This window comes from Pseudomonas sp. FG-3G (assembly GCF_901007645.1).
Classification (GTDB): domain Bacteria; phylum Pseudomonadota; class Gammaproteobacteria; order Pseudomonadales; family Pseudomonadaceae; genus Aquipseudomonas; species Aquipseudomonas rhizophila.
Genome location: NZ_CAAKGZ010000018.1, coordinates 165,844 through 181,942, shown reverse-complemented (window position 1 = coordinate 181,942; position 16,099 = coordinate 165,844). Strand labels below are relative to the sequence as shown.

Here is a 16,099-nt window from a genome sequence, read left to right as displayed (position 1 = left end):
TTACCCCTCTTGCTCGAAATGAGCAAGGCGCTGGATAACATCGCCACGGGCTTTACGGATCCGGTGTTCATCCTGGGTATCGAGCACTTGCTGAAAATGGTTCGCCAGCCCGGCGATGTACTGCCGGCCATCGCCAAGGCTTTCTTGATAAAGGCGGTCCAATCGAGCCAGCAGCAGGGTATTGATCTGCTGGTCGCGCGGGTGCACTTTCAGCGCTTCGAGGGCGGCCAGCCGTTGCGCGATTTCTTCGGGAGCCAGTACGCCAGGATTGTTCTCGATAACCAGCCGGCGGGTTTCGCCATTGATGGGCAAATGCACCTGGGCTTCGAGCAAACCGTTATTGTCGTAGGTGAAGCGTACGTCCAGCGTAACCTCGCCGGCCTTGCGTGGTGGTACGGGAATTTCCAGTTCACCGAGGAAAATGTTGTTGGCCACCAACCGGCTTTCGCCCTGGAAGATACCCAGCCTGACCACCTTCTGGTTATCGCTGACGGTCGACACGTCACGGGAGCGGCTCACGGGCACCACAGTGTTGCGCTCGATGATTGGCAGGTAGTGACCGCTTTGGTAATCGGTGCCTAGCTGTACTACGGTCTCGATCCCCAAGGTATAGGGGCATACATCCGTAAGAACCACTTCCTCGAGGGAAGCATGGCGCGCCTGCAGCGCCGCCTGGATGGCCGCTCCCTGCGCAACAACCTCGTCCGGGTTGAGTTGCATTGCCGGGATTCGCCCGAACAGAGTCGCGACCAACTTACGTACCAGGGGCATGCGCGTGGTGCCGCCCACCAACAATATTTCGTCCAGATCCGCGACCTTGATCCGGGCATCGCGCAGCGCACGTTCGATCGGCGTGCGCAGGCGCTCCAACAAAGGCTGGACAATGTCCGCCAGGTCATTCTGGGTCAGTTCCAGACTCCACTCCCGCATTTGCTCGCGAAGGATAAAGTGGGCGACTTGCGCTTGCCCCAATGCATGACGAACCCGCTGAGCCTCACGCCGCAACCGCTGTGCTATGGCTGGGAGGGTTATGTCGGGGAGATCAGCGACACCGATTTTGGCGATGAAATGCTCCACGAGCCGGTCATCGAAATCTTCACCCCCAAGAAAGTTGTCCCCCGCGCTGGCGCGCACTTCCATGACGCCCTCGAACAGCTCCAAGATGGACACATCGAAGGTGCCACCACCGAGGTCGAACACTAGAAAAGTCGTTTCGTTTCGCTCTTGCAGTCCATAAGCCAAGGCAGCTGCGGTGGGCTCGTTGATTAGTTTTTCGATCTTCAGTCCGGCCAACTCGCCAGTAATACGGGTGGCCTTGCGCTGGGCGTCGCTGAAATACGCAGGTACGCTGATCACCGCTTCGTGAACAGGCTCGCCTAAAGCACGCTCGGCATCGGCCTTGAGGCTGCGCAGCAACATCGCCGAGAGTTCTTCCGCACGGTAAGCGCGCCCGCTCAGTAACGTTTCACGGGCGCTGCCCATATAACGCTTGAATAGAGACGTAGTGAGGTGCGGGTGGGTATGCAGCCGTTCGCGGGCAATTTCCCCGACGATCAGTTGGCCGTGGTCGTCGAGGCCAACCACGCTGGGTGTGAGAAGATTGCCCAAGGCATTAGGGAGTAGCCTGGCGCGTTCGCCATCCCAAGCAGCCACTAAGCTGTTGGTAGTGCCCAGGTCGATACCTATGATCACAGTCACTTATCCTTAAATGAGGCGACCGCCCAGCAGCGGACCTTGGTCGTAGGCCCAGACATTACACTGGACGCGGTTACGGATTCACGGTCGGAGTTATCGGCAGAGCTAATGGTGGCTTTAACCCGTCCGCAATACCTTTTGCGGGATCGGAGAACATAACCAACATCAATCAAGTACGCCAGCGATACCAGACACTAATCCTCACCGCGTTGCGAGCAATCGCCAACATGCTCTCTCGTGCTGGTACCCAAAATCGCGACGACCTTATACAAACCCTGCGCAGTAATCACCTCATCCACTCACGCCGGCATGTAAACCGGCCCTAGGAACAGTCAAAAGCCCGCGCTAAGTATCAATTGCAAAGGACCAATTCGAGACGAGCCCTAACCCAAAAATCGCCTGCTGGCTGCTACTCCTTCCCCCTGCTCACAGGTCAACTCACAATTGGCTGCTTTCGGCCCAGAGTGTGTAAAAACGATCACGACCTCAACGTCTTGGATTATCGACACCCGTTGGCTGAGCGATTGCACGATTGATACTGCGTGTCGCATCGGTTGTAACCTGGAGCACATCAGTGCGGCTTTTACAGCCTCTAGGACGGGCCAAAATCAGTATTTTTTAGGCCGACAGCGCCTTCATCGAGCAGCCGATCAACCTGGGCGACATCCGCGACATTGACCGCCGTGCCGATCACGCCGTGGACCAAACCGGAGTCGGCATCCCCGCCAATGTGCGACTTCATTCCGAAATAGTATTGGTTTCCTTTCTTTGTCTGATGCATTTCAGGATCACGTTTACCGTCCTTGTTCTTGGTCGAACTCGGTGCATGAATGATCGTCAACGGATAGGCCGTACGACTGCCTTCGCCCTTCGGATAGTGCGGTTCAATCAATGCAATCGGGCCTTTCCAGGGCACCACCTGATCCATCTCGATCAGCAAACGCTCGCGGCGGGTCCTTTTCCTGGCGCCAAAGCCTCAACCGTAAAACACCCCGAGCGATACACCGTACGGAACTGCATGCCCTGTCTTTGCAGCGTCTTGCGCACGGTCCTCAGGAACATACCGTGGGAGACCACGACCGTGGTCTCCCCGGTCGTAGTGCACGCGGTATAAAGCTCATCGGCCACCCCCACGGCACGCAGGTGTTCCGATCTTCGGGATGCGGCCCCCAACGAAATACCCATCAGCCATAGCACGCGATGCAAGGCAAACCATTGCCTCAAGCCCATCTTCAACAAAGGCACGCGACCCAGCCGCAGGTCGAACTCCTTCAATCGGTTGTCTTGCCGGATACGTCCGGCATCGAACAGCCGGCAGGCCGTGGCATAGGCTCGATTGATCGGCGATGAAATGATGTTCAGCCCTGGCGTCATCAGCGGCCCGGACAACTCCGCACGGCTCAGGAAGTCGGCAATTTCGGCCTCGTCGATCGACGAAGTCTGGTTGTACTCATCCAGCAGCACTTTGGCCGAGACAGCACCGCAGCGTCCGTAGTCGATCAGGGGGGTGGCGTGGCGTATCAAATAAATCACAGTAAATAGACTCCGGTGACAATGGCATTGCCGACCATGAACAAGAACGGTGTATCCCACGTGTGAGGGGACTTCGCTTCGGCCAGGGTCAGCGCGAGAGGAAAAACGGCGCACAGCAATACGAACTGATGCCCTACGAAGTAATCCTTGAACAACACTGATTATCATCACAGGCCAGGACATACACTGTGTCAGAATGATCAAAGGCATCTAATTCAATCCCTTTTTCACAGGGCAAAGGCCAACCTAACTCTTTAACGAATACCTGATATCTATATTTAGCCAGAGCAGTTTCCATTCCTGGCAAAAGATCACTAACAGTCCCTGTTACCGCGGCCAGCATCACTACCTCCTGACGAAGATTATTCCGCCAGTACAACAAACCGGGCTCTTTGTGGGTAGCTGCCCGAATGGGCAGGTCAGGTAAATCAGCGAGTCGCCACAAGGTACTCCTTGTAAATACCGAATTGTATCTACGACAAAAGAATAATGCCGTCTCTTGCCAGCTTTCCTGGCACTTCCGTACTAAAAAATGCGCCATTAAATCTGCCCGCTATTGCTCTGTCTAGACGCATCGGCGATGCCGAATGTTTGGAAGCGTCGGGCTGCGGGCCTTATCGGTCTGAAGGATTACCATCGGAAGGCCACTACATCTCCCGACAGCGTTTTAATCCTGTATAATGAGCCCAGCTCTTATCACGAAAGAGCGCTGACCACGGAAGGTAATATTGGTGATTGATTGGCGTGAAGACTTTATAGCGCTTGTGGCTGGCTGTACTTACGAAAACCAGCTATTTAACGAGCTCGTTAAAATTACAACAGACTTAGGCTTCGAGTTTTGCTCTTATGGGTTAAGACTAAGTTCGCCGTTAGCGTCGGCGCAATATTTTCTGCTTTCAAATTACCCGGACGCCTGGGAAAAAAAGTACATTGCCGGCGATTATTTCTCCCAAGACCCCACCGTTGAACATGGACTGACCCGTTCGATTCCATTGCGCTGGTCTGCGCAGCAGCAAAATCCAGGGCGCGGGTTCTGGGAAGAAGCGCGGCATTACAACCTCAACCATGGCTGGTGCCTTTCTTCGCGGCGTGAACATAACTCGATCGGTCTGCTCTCCGTCTCCCGCTCAAGCGAACGCATTTCAATACAGGAAATGGAAAGCAAAGAGACCAAGCTGATTTGGCTGACTCATCTGGTACATGAGGCCATGGCGCAGTTTTTCTCCGCAAAAACCATGGTCGATACTTACAAACCAATGACCGCCCGGGAGAAGGAAATTCTCAGGTGGACGGCATCGGGAAAAACCTATGTCGAAATCGGGATCATCCTGAACATCGACATACGAACGGTGAAGTTCCATCTGGTGAATGCGATGCGCAAGTTGCGGGCGTCGAACAAGACTGAAGCGGCGGTCAAGGCGTCGTTATCTGGCTTGTTGTCCTGAGACGAAAATGTTCTGAAGCTCGAATGATGACCACGCCTCTCATGGGTCGTCGCCGCTCATGCGTTGATAGCCCAGGCCCACGCATGGCCCGCCAGGCTGTAGGGAACATCGCGCCGAAGGCCTGGTTGTCGAGGCCTCGAAAGTTGCCGTCCTCGGTGCTGCGCGCGGATACCCACATGACCTCCAGGTCTTCAGTCCTCCATGATTCGTTCGAATTTTTCATGGAGCTTATCAATAGATACGACAGGATAATGTATCAAGCCTGTTGATCGCTTTTTACAACTAGTAAATAAGGTCACGCTTGCTCCCAAGCCCCAACGGTGGCCTAGCCCCGGAATGGGTAATATGAATCGCCCTTCCTGCGAATACCGAAATTTTCAACGCTGAGGCAGGACTCACCAACAACAAAATGCAGAGCTGATATATTGATTTATGTAGGTGACTTTGATTCTGCGCTCCGCACCAGATCAATCAACCAAGTACGGAATGCTACGACTTTTTTCGAGTTGGCAATTTCCAACGGCGTCACCAAGTAGAATCCCAGATCGGACTTCAACTTGAGATTGAATGGTGCAACCAGTTTACCGCTCTTCAAATCATCATCGACATAGGTGGAGCGCCCGATGCACACCCCTAACCCGTCAATGGCAGCCTGCACTGCCATCATTGCCAGATCGAAGGTTAGCCGCGTGCCTTCGGCGAGTTTCTTCGGTTGCCCTGCTGCGCTCAACCACATATTCCAGTCGTTGCTGGTCATGCCGCTGACCTGTAAAAGCGTGTGGCTGGCCAGATCGACCGGGCTTTTCAAGGCTTTTTGACCGGTCAGGAGCTTGGGGCTGCACACAGGGAATATCTCGTCGGACATGAGCCAGTCCGCCCGTAACCCCTTCCAGTCGCCGAACCCGTAACGGATAGCGGCGTCGATCCCACCTTTGCGAAAATCGACCAGTTCGGTTGACGCAGTGACCCGCACGTCAATGTTGGGAAAAGCATCTTGAAAGGATGCCAGGCGGGGCAACAACCACTTAGACGCCAGGGAAACCAGGGTGCTAATAGTCAATGCGCTGTTGTTGGTCGACTCGAGCAACATTTCCGTGGAATAGCGTAATTCATGAAACGCCGAGCGAATGCCAGGCAAATAAGCATGACCTTCGGTGGTTAGCGCCAGACCATCCTTGAGCCGCAGAAACAGGCGAATACCCAGTTCATCTTCAAGTCGTCGGATCTGATGACTGATGGCCGTCTGCGTGACATTGAGCTCCTCGGCAGCCTTGGTAAAACTCATATGGCGAGCAGGGAAGGAATTCTAACAGCCATAAGATTCTGTAATGCTCATGAGATTTTGTCATAAGGTAGCATTGAAGAAGTCCTTTGCAAAATGTTTCAGAGGTCGCGGATCCTTGCGTCGTTCTCAAGCTACAACGGCTTGAAAACGACCACTCAAAGGATGAGATCGCCGTGAAGAATACAGTTGAAATTAACAACAGCCCGGACGAAAAAGCTCCACAACTCAAAGCTCGCAATGCATCGAGAATGGCTGAAATCAGCCGTCCACATTTCGACGCTGCGTATGAAAAAGGTCTGATGGGGGTTTCATGTCGGGTGCTCGACAATCGCCGCATAGAAATTGCCACCAGCGGCAAGGAAGTGATCGACTACACCCGCTGCGGTTACCTCAACCTGGACGCCCACCCAAAAGTGCTCGCCGCCGCCAAGGCCTCGATGGATGAAATCCCGTCGGCGCATTTTTCTGTAGCCCGCACACGCCTTTCCGCCGAGCCACTGGTACGCCTGGAACACACCCTCGCTAAGCTGTTCGATGTAAACGGCGTGGTGGTGTTCCCGACCGTGGCCGCCGCTAACATGGGCGCCCTGCCGCTGCTGGCAGCAGGCCTGTTTACCAACGGTGAGAAACCGCTGATCGCTTTTGACCGTTTCGCCCACGTGACTCTGCAGTACCACATCCCAGTTCTACGCGAAGAAACCGACGTGATCGTCATTGAGCACAACGACCTCGACCACTTGGAGCGTCTGTGCCGGGGGGGCCGCAAAGTCGCCTATGTGGGCGATGGTGCCTACTCGATGGGCGGCGCGGCACCGGTTCGTGAGCTGCGTGCCCTGCAGGACAAGTACGGTTTATTCGTGTATCTGGATGACGCCCACGGCATCTCGGTAGTCGGCCAGCACGGTGAGGGCTTTGTCCGTTCGCAACTGGACGGACTGGATGAGAACACCATCGTGGCCGCGTCCCTGGGTAAAGGCTATGGCGCAGCGGGCGGTCTGTTGATGCTTGGCACCAAGCACATCGAGAACTCGATCCGTCGCTATGCACCGACCTATGGCTTCTCCTGTGCACCGAACATGGCGGCCGTGGGTGCAGCACTGGCGTCGGCGGAGATCCATGCCACTCCGGAGCTGCACAAACTGCAACGCGCGCTGCGCAACAACATGAACTTGTTTGACAATCTGATCCCGACCGAGACCAGCGGCAGCGAATTGCCGATCCGGATCGTACGCATCGGTAACGAAGAGGAAGCCATCGCCAAGGGCGAGTACCTTCTGCAACAGGGGCACTACACCTCAGTCGTGTTCTTCCCGACCGTGCCACGTGGTCAGGCAGCATTGCGCATGTCCGTCACCTCAGCCCACAACCCGGCCGATATCCTCGATCTGAGCCTGATGCTCAAAAGCAGCGATTCGAATCGGGATAGCGCCTCTGCCACGGCCCTACTCCAGCCCGCGCTAGCCGATTGACTGATGTCGTACAGGAGACTCTCAACATGACGCGAACGGACTTGGCGGAAACCTTCGTCACGGCGATAACGGATTTCGATATCAACATGGCTTCTCTGGACGAGATTCGTACCATTCAGGAGCTGGTATATGAACGTAAAGTGGTGGCACTGAAAAACCAGACGTTGACCCGTGAAGCCTATCAACAGTTTGCAACGTGCTTCGGGGAACTCGAACAGTTCAAGCTCAAGAGTTACCACGACCCGGCATACCCGAACATTTTGGTGATCAATAACCGCAATGGCGGTGGTGCGGTCGGAGCGCGCAAGCTCGGAAACATGTGGCACAGCGATTCCAGCTATCTGGCCGAACCGCTGCCCCTGACCATGCTGCACGCACAACAGCTTCCCGAGACAGGTGGCGATACGTTGTTCGTGGATATGCAGTCGGTGTATGACGATCTGCCAAAGGATCTTTACGAGCGGGTCATCAATCGTCAGGCCGTACATGACGTGCGCTGGACTTACAAAGTTAAGGAGGACGATGTCGGGGAGTCTATCCAGGAAATCTTCACTCGTCTGGAACAGACCTTCCCGGCCAGCACCCACCCCACGGTTGCCGTGCATCCGCGTACTCAGCGCGAAAGCTTATACGTCAATCCGGGCTATACCACGCGCATCAGTGGTTATTCGCAAGAGCAGAGTCGGGCCTTGCTTGATGAGCTTTTCGCGTTCGCACTGAGCCCAGAGAGGATCTTCAACTACCAGTGGGAGCCAAACGACCTGCTGATCTGGGACAACCGTTCGGTGCTGCATTGCGCAACCGAGTTGTCGCGGAATGCCCAGCGGGTGATGTTTCGCATTGGCGTCAATGACGGCGAGTTCTTTGCCCGAAATGCGTTACAGGAGCGCGTCGCATGAGCAAGAAGCGCGTATTGATCGCCCATATTCTGGGTGCCGAAGGCAAGCGGATGCTGCGCCAGCGTGACGATATCGAAGTGGTGGAGTTCGCCAATACGATCGAGCAGGGCCAGTTCCAGGCCTTGCTCGAGAGTTTCGATGCCGTGCACGGCGTGATCCTCGGGCTGACCCGATTCGGCGCCGCCGAGTTGCAAAGGGCAGTAGGATTGGAGGTCGTGTCGCGGATAGGTGTCGGCTTCGATGCGGTCGATATCCCAGCAATGACCGAGGCTGCAATTCCGGTGATGGTCTGCGCCAACGCCAATCACCGGGCAGTGGCCGAGCACACCCTGGGTTTCATGTTGTCGCTGGCGAAACGGACCGAGGCGCTAAGCCACTTGGTGCGCAACGGCGACTGGCATCATCGCTACGACTACCTGCCCAGTGAACTGGAAGACCGCGAAGTGCTGCTCGTCGGTTGCGGGCGGATTGGTACTCGTGTCGCTACGCTGCTCATGGCGTTAGGGATGCGGGTCAAGGTGTACGACCCATACCTCTCCCCACAGCAGTTGCCCCACGGCGTGGAGCCGGTTGCTGTGCTGGAAAACGGATTGGCAAGCGCCGATTACGTCAGCCTGCACTGCCCGAAAACCGCCGAAACTATCGGCTTGCTGTCCGCCGAGCGTATGGCCTTGATGAAACCACAGGCGTACCTGATTAACACCGCGCGTGGCGGCATCGTCGACGAGAAGGCGCTCCATCAGGCTCTGGTCGAAAAGCGCATCGCTGGCGCTGCGCTGGATGTGTTCCTGCCAGAACCGCCACCGCACGACAGCGGCTTACCCAGCCTCGACAACGTGATCTGCTCGCCGCACCTGGCCGGGGTCTCCCAGGAGGCAGTCAGCCGCATGGCGAAACTGGCAGCCGGCAACGTACTCGACGTTTTCGACGCTAAACCAATCCACGAAAACGCAGTGAACCCACAGGTGTTTCACCGAGCGTTTCACCTGGACAAAGCTAAATCCGCCGACACCATCCCTTACCCAATCTGACTTGTGAGCAATGGAATGTACCTACGCTATCAGCTGTTCGATGACCAACGCGACGCAATGATCCTCATAGCACGGATTATGATTTTGATCCTCTATGGCTACTTTGGCTTCACCTATGTCACGGACCACGGAAGCTTCGTGACCTACCTGAAATCGGTGAACGCGCCGATCCCTGAGTTCACCGCAATAGTCGCCACCATCGTCGAGTTCTTCGGAGGGCTGGCTCTGCTATTCGGCTTCTGGACCCGGCCAATTGCAGCGATTTTCGTGCTGTACACCATCGGCACCGGAATCATCGGTCATGCGTTCTGGAACACCACCAATCCGGCCGATCATCACACGCTGTTCGTGCACTTCTTCAAGAACGTGAGCATTGCCGGTGGTTTCCTTTTCCTCTGCCTGTTGGGGCCGGGTAAATATTCGATCGACAAACGTTGATCTTCTGACGACGGGCGCACAAATGCGCCCGTCGTTTTTCTATTCAGTCCCCGCGGATACACAAGATGAACAAACTGATTGAACCAGTTACCGACCTTCGAGACTGGCTGGCACGAGCAGAAAAGATCGGCGAACTGCAAACCGTCTCGCAAGCCGTCGACCCGATTGAAGAAATGAGCGCCATCACTTATCTGGTGGCCCGCCAAACCACCTCGCCTGCGGTGCTCTTCGACCAAGCGGACTCGCCACTGGGCTTGCGTCATTTGTGGAACATTTTTGGTCCGAGCGTGGCGCGCACCGCGATCACCCTTGAGGAGGCTCCAGATACACCGACCATGGAACTAATCCGGCGAACCAAAGAAAAGCTCAAACACAGCATAGCTCCGCTTGAAATCTCGGCTGAAGCCGCGCCGATCTACCAGAACACACTCACGGGTAACGACATCGACCTCACCCGCCTGCCGATCCCCAAACACTGGCCAAGGGATGGCGGAGCCTACGCCGGTACAGCGGATGCGGTGTTCACCCGGGATCTGGAGTCCGGCTACCTGAACGTCGGCACCTATCGGATGATGATCCAGGGGGCTCGCGAGGTCGGCCTGTCGCTGGCACCGGGCAAGGACGCCCTGCGCCATATTCATCAAGCGTGGGCAAAGGGTGAAGCGCTGCCCGTAGCGGCAGCCTGGGGTGTCGACCCATTGATGATGGTGGTCGGTTCGCAATCGTTGCCGCCTGGCGTCAGCGAATACGATTTTGCCGGCGGCATCAAAGGCAAACCTGTTGAAGTCGTACGCGCGAAAAACTCCGACCTGCTTATTCCGGCCGCGGCGGAGATTGTCATCGAAGGTTTGATTCGTCCCGGCTCGACCCGTGAAGAAGGGCCTTTCGGCGAGTTCACCGGCTACTACGGCTATAAGGACATCGATTGCCCGCTGATTGAAGTTACCGCCCTACACTACCGAACCCGTCCGATTCTGACCAATGCGCTGATGGCTGATTTCCCCTCGAACGAGCAAAGCGCGTTCTTCTCCACCATCCGCTCGGCCAAGATCTGGAGCGACCTCGACAAACTCGGGATCCAGGGCATCCAAGGAGTGTATTGCCCGCCCGCCGCTGCCGGAGCGTTCGGCATGATCATCATCAGTCTTCAACAGAAATACGCCGGACATGCGGCGCAAGCGCTGGCGCTCGCCAGTCAAGTGCCCGGCGGCGCATACATCAGCAAATGGATCGTCGCGGTGGATGAAGACGTCGATCCCACCGACATGAATCAGGTGCTATGGGCCATGGCTACGCGCGCCACCCCCAGCGATGACATCGACATTCTGCGCAACACCCGCGGCTCGCCGCTGGACCCGGCACAGAATCCGCCGGAGAAACGTTTCTTCGGCTCCAAGGCCTTGATCAACGCATGCAAGGATTACCGCAACATTCACAGTTTCCCGACGCGCACTCTGTTGCGCCCCTCGATCTACGAACGAGTGCGCGAACGCTGGACCGATTTGGGTCTTCCCGGCGAAGCACCGCTGGTCAGCGTATTCGACAACGTGGTGGATTCCCATGAGCAGCCCTGAACGACGCATCGTGGTCGGCATCAGCGGTGCCAGCGGCGTAATTTACGGCGTGCGCACATTGGTGCTGCTGCGCGAACTGGGCATTGCTACTCATTTGATCATGACCAAATCGGCCCAAGTCACCCTGGCTCACGAACTTGATATGAAAGTGGCTGATGTCAAAGCGCTTGCCAGTGTCGTACACGATCCGGCGGACATCGGCGCATCGATTTCCAGTGGCTCGTTCAAGACATTGGGTATGGTGGTGACTCCGTGCTCAATCAAAAGTCTTTCGGAGATTTCCAGCGGCATCACCGGCAGCCTGCTCAGTCGTGCCGCCGATGTGACGCTCAAGGAGCGCCGGCCATTGATTCTGATGGTGCGGGAAACGCCGTTGCATCTTGGGCACCTGCGCAGCATGACTCAGGCCTGTGAAATGGGCGGCATCGTAATGCCGCCGGTACCGGCGTTTTACGCCCGGCCGCAATCGATCGAAGACATGGTCGATCATACGGTCGGCCGCATGCTCGATTTGTTGGGCCTTGATAGCGGGACGGTACGTCGCTGGGGTTGAACGTCACTTTTAGCTGCATCTTCGGTAAGTGTGCCTCGGCGCCTTGCCGAATCGCTCTTTCACAATCTGGACCAACGCAACATCGATTCATCGAAACACTCACCGGCGAGCTTGAGCGCGCCGGTCAGCATTCACTCACGACATCGACTTCGTCGGTGTACAGCCGCATCACGGTCAGCACTGCTGCAGCCGCAAACGACAGCGCAATAATCGACAGGGCGCCAGTGGCGCGTCCCGATCCTTCGAGCGTAGCGCCGAGTAAAGCAATCCCCGTCACCCCGCCACATTGGCGAGCGGCATTGAGCACTCCAGAGCCGACGCCGATCTTGCCGCTCGGCACACTCGCCAGGCAAGCGCCGACGATCACCGGCAAGGTCGCACCGCCCAGCCCGATCAACAGCCCCCCGAGCATCAGGCTAATGCTCTCCATTCCGAACAACGCCAGCAATGCAGCCCCGAACGCTCCACAAAACATGCCTGCGACACCGACTGAACGGGCACCGAAGGCGTTCGACAGCCGCCCAGAAAGACTCGCCATGACGCCAGTCGCAATTGTCATCGGGATCATCGCCACGCCGATTTCCACAGGTGTTCGGCCCTGCCCCTGCAGCGCGAATGGCAGCACAAACAGGCTGCCGTAGTACGCCAGCGTTTGCAGAAATCCGGCGCCTATCGCGGCAGAAAAAGTTCTCGACTCAAACAGGTGCAACGGCAACATCGGTTCGCGCCGTCTCCGCTGCGAATAGATAAACGCCACGCCCGAGATCAGCGCTAGCAGCAATGTCGCGATGACCCACGCATGTTCCCAGCCCCATACCGGCCCTTCAATCAACGCGAAGATTAGCGACACCAGCGCCAGTGCCGAAAGCACTTGCCCCGTCCAGTCAATCGAACACGGCTGAATGGCAATGACACTGCTGCGTAGCGCACAGCACACCAGGGCAATCAGGCAGAACGGCACGTTCAGATAAAAAATCGAGCGCCAGTCGACCAGCTCCACCAGCACACCGCCCAATAACGGACCGCTCACCAGCGCAAGCGCTGAAATCCCGCCCCACAAGGCAACAGCTTTGGCCCGCGCCTTGGGATCAGGATACGCCTCGACCAGTAATGCCATAGAACTGGGTAGCATAAGCGCCGCACCGACACCTTGCACCGCCCGCGCGGCAATCAGCTCGACAACGCCGTGGGCCGATCCGCAGGCAATCGATGCACCCGTGAACACCAACAGGGCAAACAGAAAAACTTTCCTCGCCCCCAGCCGATCGCTCAACGCACCGGCAGACAACAGCAGACTGGCAAATACCAAAGTGTAGGCGCCGGCGATCCATTGCAGCCGATCCATCCCCGTTGCCAGGTCACGCCCAATGCTCGGCAGTGCGACATTCAGCGCTGTGGCATCCAGCGCAACCATGAATGAACTCAACGCCACGCTCACCAGAACAGGCGCCGCCGAGGCGGGTCTGGCCACCAGATCCATTGATAGGGTTTTGCCCACTTTCCAACACCTCACTGTGTATTCAGGAGCGATCCTGAGGCGGTGAGCGCACTTCGTAAAATTAAATCTCGAATACCCGAACATAAGAGGAACTACTGAAATGATGAACCTCATGCATTGGCGCCTGTTGGTCGCCGTGGCTGACGCCGAAAATGTTTCTCGCGCCGCTGAGCGCTATGGCATTACCCAGTCGGGCGCAAGCCAAGCCCTGACGCAGATGGAGGAAGCGTTGGGCGTAAAAGTGTTCGTGCGCGACCGTCGTCAGACCACCGCGACAGCCATCGGGCAGCAGATCATCGACCGCGCGCGCCGCATGCTCAGCGAATTCGAATCGATCCAGAATCTGGTAGATGCGTCGCGCGGGTGTCACCTGGGACGAATCAAACTCGCAAGTTTTCCTTCCGTATTTGCCAACCTGCTGCCGCCGTTGCTGCAAGGCTTCAGTCGGCTGCATCCAGGCATAGAAATCGTTTCGCTCGAAGGCACCGACGAAGAAGTTGAGCAATGGCTGGCCAACAGCAGTATCGATCTTGGCGTCGTGATGAATCCCTGCCCTTCCCGTGGTGCGCTGTTGCTGGGCCGCGATTCATGGGTGGCGGCAATACCCGCGACCCATGACCTGGCGCGCAAATCCTCACACAGCACCGTCGCGCTCAAGGATCTGGTGGAAGAGCCGTTCATCCTCGCCACCGGCGGCTGCTACCTTAATGGTCAGTCGCTGGTAGAACGTGAAGGACTCAAGCTGAAGGACGTCAAGATCACAGTACGCGACTGGACCACCGCGTTTGCGTTGATCAGTGAAGGCATGGGGATTTCGATCGTACCGGCTTCGACACTGCCGGTTGATCGCCGGGGAATGCGGGTCTTCGAATTGAGCAAACCGATCTATCGCGAGTTCGGCCTGGTTTGCTCACCCGCCGGCGAAAACACGCCTTCTGCCCAGGCGTTTCTCAATGAAATTCGCAAATCGACCCTCGGCAGCGACATCCCGATGACGGTTCGCAGTACTGAAGCGAAAGTCGCCTGAATCGACATAAGAGCACCTAATGATGGGTGCATAAAATCGTAATTTTACCGTTCGATGACATGGCACCAATATGTCTGGAACGAGGCTCGCAGCCGTTTCAGACCTGGAACGGCAACACGTTCGGGCACGCGTCGCCCGCTTAACAAGGAGATACACATGAAACTGTACTTTGCCCCTATGACCTGTTCCCTGTCGCCACACATCGTGATGCGTGAGCTGGGCCTGCCTTTCGAACTGATCCGAGTCAACAACAAGACCAAAGCAACGGCAGACGGGCGTGACTTTCGCGACATCAACCCAAAGGGATACGTCGCCGCACTGATGCTGGATAATGGCCAAGTGTTGACCGAAGGTCCGGCCATCGTGCAATACCTGGTCGATCAGGTTCCGGGCAACTCACTGGCACCGGCCAACGGCACCTGGGAGCGCACGCGTTTGCAGGAACTGCTGAACTTCATCACCTCAGAAATCCATGGCGGTAGCGCACCGCTGTTCAATGCCGATATCCCTGAGCCCACCAAAGAAATCTTCCGCCAGAAACTGTTTAAGCGCCTGGACTACCTGAACAAGAGCCTGGTGAACAAAGACTACCTGCTGAGCGCCTTCGGCCTGGCCGATGCCTACCTGTTCACGGTGCTGAAGTGGCTGCCGTTCTTCAATATCGACATCAAGAACTGGCCTGAACTGGCGTCGTTCATGGCGCGTATGGAAGCACGTCCAAGCGTGCAGGCCGCCATTGCCGCAGAAGAAGCAACGCAGCCGGTTTAATCACGGATGACAGAAGCTGGTCGATGCTAGCTTCTGCCTTACTTCAACTTGGATGAAGTCCCCTATGCAGACAATTGAACGCGTCCCAAGCGGCCACGCAGGACGTAGCCGTTCCTGCGCCTACGCAGATATCGTTTACACCGTGGCAACTTCCGCGGACACCTCACTGGACATCGTCGGCCAGACTCACCAAGCCCTCGCCGCGTTGAGCATCAGCCTCAAAGGCCTTGGCTCTCACGCTTCGCGCATGCTATCGGCTCAGGTGCTGCTGGCAGACATGGGCAGCAAATCCACAGTCGATGAAATCTGGGCCGGATGGATCGGCGACAACCCCCAGCACTGGCCCCAGCGTGCCTGCTACGGTGTCGATCTAGGCGGCAAACTTCTGATTGAAATCATCGTCACTGCGGCGCGAGGAACGGCTAATGACGCATAACGATCAGATCGACCTGGTCATTCGGACTTGTGAGGCTCAACGCAGTGCCGCCATGCTCGGCGGGCACCTGGATATCTTCAGCTACTTGTTCCACCCAGACCTGACCTACATCCACGCCACTGGTGTGGTGGACGATCTCAAGAGTTATCTTGAGAAATGCCGTTCTCGGGAGTTCATCTATCACACCCTCAATCATCAGATCGACAAGGTGACGCGGGTGGGTGATCTAGCGATCGCGTTAGGTGAAATGGTCACCATAGTCACCTCCGGAGGAATAAGAAAACATCTGCACAATCGAACGCTCACGGCGTGGCAGAAAACCGGTGAGCAATGGCAACTACTGGTCTACCAGGCGACACCGCTCAAGCCGGCCGTGGTACTCGAGACATCGTGAGCGATCCGACGCACGCCCATAGGTCGAATAGCCCTTAATCGTGCCCCCGCGAGA

16 protein-coding genes and 1 pseudogene are annotated in these 16,099 nt (G+C 56.6%); 11 read left to right on the top strand and 6 right to left on the bottom strand.

All coding sequences use genetic code 11. The annotated features are described in order from the left end of the window. From PSEUDOMOFG3G_RS09160 to PSEUDOMOFG3G_RS09145, 4 genes and pseudogenes are all read right to left on the bottom strand, one after another. Complete coding sequence (locus PSEUDOMOFG3G_RS09160; RefSeq protein WP_139049694.1) at positions 1–1,692, bottom strand: molecular chaperone HscC; 1,692 nt, start codon at positions 1,690–1,692, stop codon at positions 1–3. 628 nt (positions 1,693–2,320) lie between these two features. Next, positions 2,321–2,635 (bottom strand): annotated as a pseudogene (locus tag PSEUDOMOFG3G_RS09155) (transposase); the annotation flags it as partial. Beyond that, positions 2,629–3,228, bottom strand: a complete 600-nt coding sequence (locus PSEUDOMOFG3G_RS09150; protein WP_139049693.1) for a histidine phosphatase family protein — start codon at positions 3,226–3,228, stop codon at positions 2,629–2,631. The pseudogene PSEUDOMOFG3G_RS09155 and the gene PSEUDOMOFG3G_RS09150, both read right to left, overlap by 7 nt. A 133-nt stretch (positions 3,229–3,361) precedes the next feature. Continuing rightward, positions 3,362–3,571, bottom strand: coding sequence for an acyl-homoserine-lactone synthase (locus PSEUDOMOFG3G_RS09145; RefSeq protein WP_257220691.1), 210 nt, complete (start codon positions 3,569–3,571; stop codon positions 3,362–3,364). Positions 3,572–3,959: 388 nt separating this feature from the next. Between PSEUDOMOFG3G_RS09145 and PSEUDOMOFG3G_RS09140 the strand changes: the two genes are divergently transcribed. Next, positions 3,960–4,673, top strand: a complete 714-nt coding sequence (locus tag PSEUDOMOFG3G_RS09140) for a LuxR family transcriptional regulator (RefSeq protein ID WP_139049692.1) — start codon at positions 3,960–3,962, stop codon at positions 4,671–4,673. Between the two features lie 430 nt (positions 4,674–5,103). Here PSEUDOMOFG3G_RS09140 and PSEUDOMOFG3G_RS09135 read toward each other — a convergent pair whose 3' ends face one another. Further along, positions 5,104–5,958, bottom strand: a complete 855-nt coding sequence (locus PSEUDOMOFG3G_RS09135) for a transcriptional regulator GcvA (RefSeq protein WP_139049691.1) — start codon at positions 5,956–5,958, stop codon at positions 5,104–5,106. 173 nt (positions 5,959–6,131) lie between these two features. On the opposite strand from PSEUDOMOFG3G_RS09135, the gene PSEUDOMOFG3G_RS09130 reads away from it, so the two are divergent. The 6 genes from PSEUDOMOFG3G_RS09130 to PSEUDOMOFG3G_RS09105 all read left to right on the top strand — a co-directional run bounded on the left by PSEUDOMOFG3G_RS09130 (position 6,132) and on the right by PSEUDOMOFG3G_RS09105 (position 11,922). After that, positions 6,132–7,427 (top strand): aminotransferase class I/II-fold pyridoxal phosphate-dependent enzyme, encoded by a 1,296-nt coding sequence (locus tag PSEUDOMOFG3G_RS09130; RefSeq protein ID WP_257220690.1) that lies wholly within the window; start codon positions 6,132–6,134, stop codon positions 7,425–7,427. A gap of 26 nt (positions 7,428–7,453) precedes the next feature. Beyond that, positions 7,454–8,326, top strand: a complete 873-nt coding sequence (locus PSEUDOMOFG3G_RS09125; RefSeq protein WP_139049689.1) for a TauD/TfdA family dioxygenase — start codon at positions 7,454–7,456, stop codon at positions 8,324–8,326. Next, complete coding sequence (locus PSEUDOMOFG3G_RS09120; RefSeq protein ID WP_139049688.1) at positions 8,323–9,357, top strand: hydroxyacid dehydrogenase; 1,035 nt, start codon at positions 8,323–8,325, stop codon at positions 9,355–9,357. Before PSEUDOMOFG3G_RS09125 ends, PSEUDOMOFG3G_RS09120 begins: the two co-directional genes overlap by 4 nt. A gap of 15 nt (positions 9,358–9,372) precedes the next feature. Then, positions 9,373–9,795, top strand: a complete 423-nt coding sequence (locus tag PSEUDOMOFG3G_RS09115; RefSeq protein WP_139049687.1) for a DoxX family protein — start codon at positions 9,373–9,375, stop codon at positions 9,793–9,795. A gap of 65 nt (positions 9,796–9,860) precedes the next feature. After that, a complete protein-coding gene (locus PSEUDOMOFG3G_RS09110; RefSeq protein WP_139049686.1) occupies positions 9,861–11,369 on the top strand; it encodes a UbiD family decarboxylase in 1,509 nt (502 codons plus the stop codon). Continuing rightward, entirely contained in the window at positions 11,356–11,922 is a 567-nt protein-coding gene (locus PSEUDOMOFG3G_RS09105; protein WP_139049685.1) for a UbiX family flavin prenyltransferase, read from the top strand. The genes PSEUDOMOFG3G_RS09110 and PSEUDOMOFG3G_RS09105 overlap by 14 nt, the downstream gene beginning before the upstream one ends. A gap of 124 nt (positions 11,923–12,046) precedes the next feature. Here PSEUDOMOFG3G_RS09105 and PSEUDOMOFG3G_RS09100 read toward each other — a convergent pair whose 3' ends face one another. Then, on the bottom strand, positions 12,047–13,534 hold the full coding sequence (locus PSEUDOMOFG3G_RS09100) for an MFS transporter (protein WP_139049684.1): 1,488 nt from the start codon (positions 13,532–13,534) through the stop codon (positions 12,047–12,049). On the opposite strand from PSEUDOMOFG3G_RS09100, the gene PSEUDOMOFG3G_RS09095 reads away from it, so the two are divergent. The 4 genes from PSEUDOMOFG3G_RS09095 to PSEUDOMOFG3G_RS09080 all read left to right on the top strand — a co-directional run bounded on the left by PSEUDOMOFG3G_RS09095 (position 13,521) and on the right by PSEUDOMOFG3G_RS09080 (position 16,045). Beyond that, entirely contained in the window at positions 13,521–14,447 is a 927-nt protein-coding gene (locus PSEUDOMOFG3G_RS09095) for a LysR family transcriptional regulator (RefSeq protein WP_171061345.1), read from the top strand. The genes PSEUDOMOFG3G_RS09100 and PSEUDOMOFG3G_RS09095 overlap by 14 nt on opposite strands. Positions 14,448–14,603: 156 nt before the next feature. Next, the gene (gene gstA / locus PSEUDOMOFG3G_RS09090) at positions 14,604–15,215 is read left to right on the top strand and encodes a glutathione transferase GstA (protein WP_139049683.1); all 612 of its coding nucleotides are present in this window, start codon (positions 14,604–14,606) and stop codon (positions 15,213–15,215) included. 64 nt (positions 15,216–15,279) lie between these two features. Beyond that, on the top strand, positions 15,280–15,651 hold the full coding sequence (locus PSEUDOMOFG3G_RS09085; RefSeq protein WP_139049682.1) for a Rid family hydrolase: 372 nt from the start codon (positions 15,280–15,282) through the stop codon (positions 15,649–15,651). Continuing rightward, positions 15,641–16,045: a nuclear transport factor 2 family protein gene (locus PSEUDOMOFG3G_RS09080; protein ID WP_139049681.1), complete on the top strand. Its 405-nt coding sequence runs from the start codon at positions 15,641–15,643 to the stop codon at positions 16,043–16,045. Before PSEUDOMOFG3G_RS09085 ends, PSEUDOMOFG3G_RS09080 begins: the two co-directional genes overlap by 11 nt. Positions 16,046–16,099 lie beyond the last annotated feature (54 nt).

What these genes read in the sequence shown, in the direction of transcription:
- PSEUDOMOFG3G_RS09095 (WP_171061345.1), top strand. Translation starts at nt 13,521, where the DNA reads ATGATGAACCTCATGCATTGGCGCCTGTTGGTCGCCGTGGCTGACGCC.
- PSEUDOMOFG3G_RS09120 (WP_139049688.1), top strand. Translation starts at nt 8,323, where the DNA reads ATGAGCAAGAAGCGCGTATTGATCGCCCATATTCTGGGTGCCGAAGGC.
- PSEUDOMOFG3G_RS09145 (WP_257220691.1), bottom strand. Translation starts at nt 3,571, where the DNA reads ATGCTGGCCGCGGTAACAGGGACTGTTAGTGATCTTTTGCCAGGAATG.
- PSEUDOMOFG3G_RS09085 (WP_139049682.1), top strand. Translation starts at nt 15,280, where the DNA reads ATGCAGACAATTGAACGCGTCCCAAGCGGCCACGCAGGACGTAGCCGT.
- PSEUDOMOFG3G_RS09115 (WP_139049687.1), top strand. Translation starts at nt 9,373, where the DNA reads ATGTACCTACGCTATCAGCTGTTCGATGACCAACGCGACGCAATGATC.
- PSEUDOMOFG3G_RS09105 (WP_139049685.1), top strand. Translation starts at nt 11,356, where the DNA reads ATGAGCAGCCCTGAACGACGCATCGTGGTCGGCATCAGCGGTGCCAGC.
- PSEUDOMOFG3G_RS09110 (WP_139049686.1), top strand. Translation starts at nt 9,861, where the DNA reads ATGAACAAACTGATTGAACCAGTTACCGACCTTCGAGACTGGCTGGCA.
- PSEUDOMOFG3G_RS09135 (WP_139049691.1), bottom strand. Translation starts at nt 5,958, where the DNA reads ATGAGTTTTACCAAGGCTGCCGAGGAGCTCAATGTCACGCAGACGGCC.
- PSEUDOMOFG3G_RS09080 (WP_139049681.1), top strand. Translation starts at nt 15,641, where the DNA reads ATGACGCATAACGATCAGATCGACCTGGTCATTCGGACTTGTGAGGCT.
- PSEUDOMOFG3G_RS09125 (WP_139049689.1), top strand. Translation starts at nt 7,454, where the DNA reads ATGACGCGAACGGACTTGGCGGAAACCTTCGTCACGGCGATAACGGAT.
- gstA (WP_139049683.1), top strand. Translation starts at nt 14,604, where the DNA reads ATGAAACTGTACTTTGCCCCTATGACCTGTTCCCTGTCGCCACACATC.
- PSEUDOMOFG3G_RS09100 (WP_139049684.1), bottom strand. Translation starts at nt 13,534, where the DNA reads ATGAGGTTCATCATTTCAGTAGTTCCTCTTATGTTCGGGTATTCGAGA.